The following is a 2,469-nucleotide window of genomic DNA, read 5'->3' as shown; positions in this document are numbered from 1 at the left end:
ACCATGGTGAGGCCGCCGCCGGGGGTGTCCTCGGCGTCGAGGGTGCCGCCCATGGCCTCGGCGAAGCCCCGGGCGACCGCGAGGCCCAGGCCGACTCCGGCACCGCGCGGGGCGTCGCCGTGGCGCTGGAACGGCTCGAAGATCCGCTCCTTGGCGTCGTCGGGAACGCCCGGTCCGCGGTCCACGACCCGGACCTCGACCCGGTCCGCGAGGGCACTGGCGGCGACCAGCACGGGCGCACCCGGCGGGCTGTACTTGACCGCGTTCTCCACGACGTTGGCCACGGCTCGCTCCAGCAGGCCCTTGTCGACGTGGACCATCGGCAGCGTCTCCGGGACGTCCAGCTCGACGCTGTCCCCGGGCACGCCGCCCAGCGCCATCGGCACCACCTCGTCGAGGTCGGCCTCGCGGATGATCGGCGTGACCGTGCCGGTCTGCAGGCGGGACATGTCGAGCAGGTTGCCCACCAGGTGGTCGAGGCGGTCGGCGCCCTGCTCGATTCCTTCGAGCAGTTCGGCCTGGTCCTCCTCGGACCACTCGACGTCGTCGGACCGCAGGCTGGACACGGCCGCCTTGATGCCGGCCAGGGGCGTCCGCAGGTCATGGCTGACGGCGGCCAGCAGGGCGGTGCGGATGCGGTTGCCCTCGGCCAGCGTGCGGGCCCGGTCGGCCTCCTCCTGGAGCCGGCGGCGGTCCAGGACGACCACGGCCTGCGCGGCGAACGCGGCCAGCACCCGGCGGTCCTCGGCGGGCAGCACCCGTCCGGTCAGCGCGAGCGCCATGTGGTCGCCGACCGGCATGTCGACGTCCGCCTCCTCCGGGCTCTGACACGGCCGGAGCCCGACACTGCCCGCGCAGGTCCACGGCGCCACATCGCTCTCGCGTTCCAGCAGCGCCACCGATTCCATGCCGAAGGTCTCGCGCACCCGCTCCAGCAGCGCCTCCAGGCTGGTCTCGCCGCGCAGCACGTTGCCCGCCAGGAACGACAGGATCTCCGACTCCGCCCGCAGCCGGGCCGCCTGGTGCGTGCGCCGGGCCGCGAGGTCGACCACCGACGCCACCGACACCGCGACGCCTATGAAGATCACCAGGGCGACGATGTTCTTCGGGTCGGCGATGGTCAGCCGGTGCAGCGGCGGGGTGAAGAAGTAGTTGAGCAGAAACGTTCCGAAGGCCGCCGAGGCCAGCGCCGGGTAGAGCCCGCCGAGCAGGGCCGCCGCCACGGTCAGCGTCAGGAACAGCAGCATGTCGTTGGCGAGGCCGAGGTGAACGGTGTTCAGCAGGACCGCCAGGATCACCGGCCCGGCCAAGCCGACCAGCCAGCCCCAGATGATCCGGGCCCGCCCCAGCCGTGCACCGCGCGCCACCGGCAGCCCGCGCCCCTTGGCGGCCTCGTCGTGCGTGACGATGTGGACGTCCAGATCGGGACCGGACTCCCGGGCGACCGTCGCCCCCACACCCGGACCGAACACGTACTGCCAGCTCTTGCGCCGCGACGAACCCAGCACGATCTGGGTGGCGTTCACCCCGCGGGCGAAGTCCAGCAGGGCCGCGGGTATGTCGTCGCCGACCACGTGATGGAAGGTCCCGCCGAGGTCCTCGACCAGCGTGCGCTGCACCGCGAGTTCCTTCGGCGAGGCCGCCGTGAGCCCGTCGCTGCGCGCTATGTACACCGCCAGCACCTCACCGCCGGCCCCCTTCTCCGCCAGCCGCGCCGCCCGCCGGATCAGCGTCCGCCCCTCCGGACCCCCCGTCAGACCCACCACGATCCGCTCCCGCGACCCCCAGATCCTCGACACCCGGTGATCACTGCGGTACTGCTTCAGATACTCGTCGACCCGGTCCGCCACCCACAACAGCGCCAGCTCCCGCAACGCGGTCAGATTCCCCGGCCGGAAGTAGTTCGACAGCGCCGCATCCACCTTGTCCGGCTGGTAGATGTTGCCGTGCGCCATCCGCCGCCGCAGCGCCTGCGGCGACATGTCCACCAGCTCGACCTGATCCGCCCGCCGCACCACCTCGTCCGGGACGGTCTCCCGCTGCCGGATCCCCGTGATCGACTCCACCACATCGCCCAGCGACTCCAGATGCTGGATGTTCACCGTCGAGATCACATCGACCCCGGCCGCCAGCAGCTCCTCCACGTCCTGCCAGCGCTTGGCATTGCGCGAACCGGGGATGTTCGTGTGCGCCAGCTCGTCCACCAGCGCCACCCGCGGCCGCCGGGCGAGGACCGCGTCCACATCCATCTCGGTGAACACCCCGCCCCGGTACCCGAGTTCCTTGCGCGGCACCTGCTCCAGCCCGTGCAGCATCACCTCGGTGCGCGGCCGGCCATGGGGCTCGACGAACGCCACCACGCAGTCCGTGCCCCGCTCCACCCGCCGGTGCGCCTCGGACAACATCGCGTACGTCTTGCCCACCCCCGGTGCCGCACCCAGGTAGATCCGAAGCTTGCCGCGTGCCATG

The 2,469-nt window shown here is 72.1% G+C and carries 1 protein-coding gene; it reads right to left on the bottom strand.

Annotated features, from left to right (window positions below; translation table 11 throughout):
- Nucleotides 1-2,468 (bottom strand): ATP-binding protein (locus tag ACFVJQ_RS45820; protein WP_385791923.1); only part of this gene is annotated, 2,468 nt, incomplete at its 3' end.
- Nucleotide 2,469: the final 1 nt, after the last annotated feature.

Origin of the sequence: Streptomyces sp. NPDC127197, from assembly GCF_042672405.1 — a bacterium.
Taxonomy (GTDB): Bacteria; Actinomycetota; Actinomycetes; order Streptomycetales; family Streptomycetaceae; genus Streptomyces; species Streptomyces flavusporus.
The sequence above is the reverse complement of the archived record's forward strand: the minus strand, read 5'-3'. Positions and strand labels throughout refer to the sequence as shown.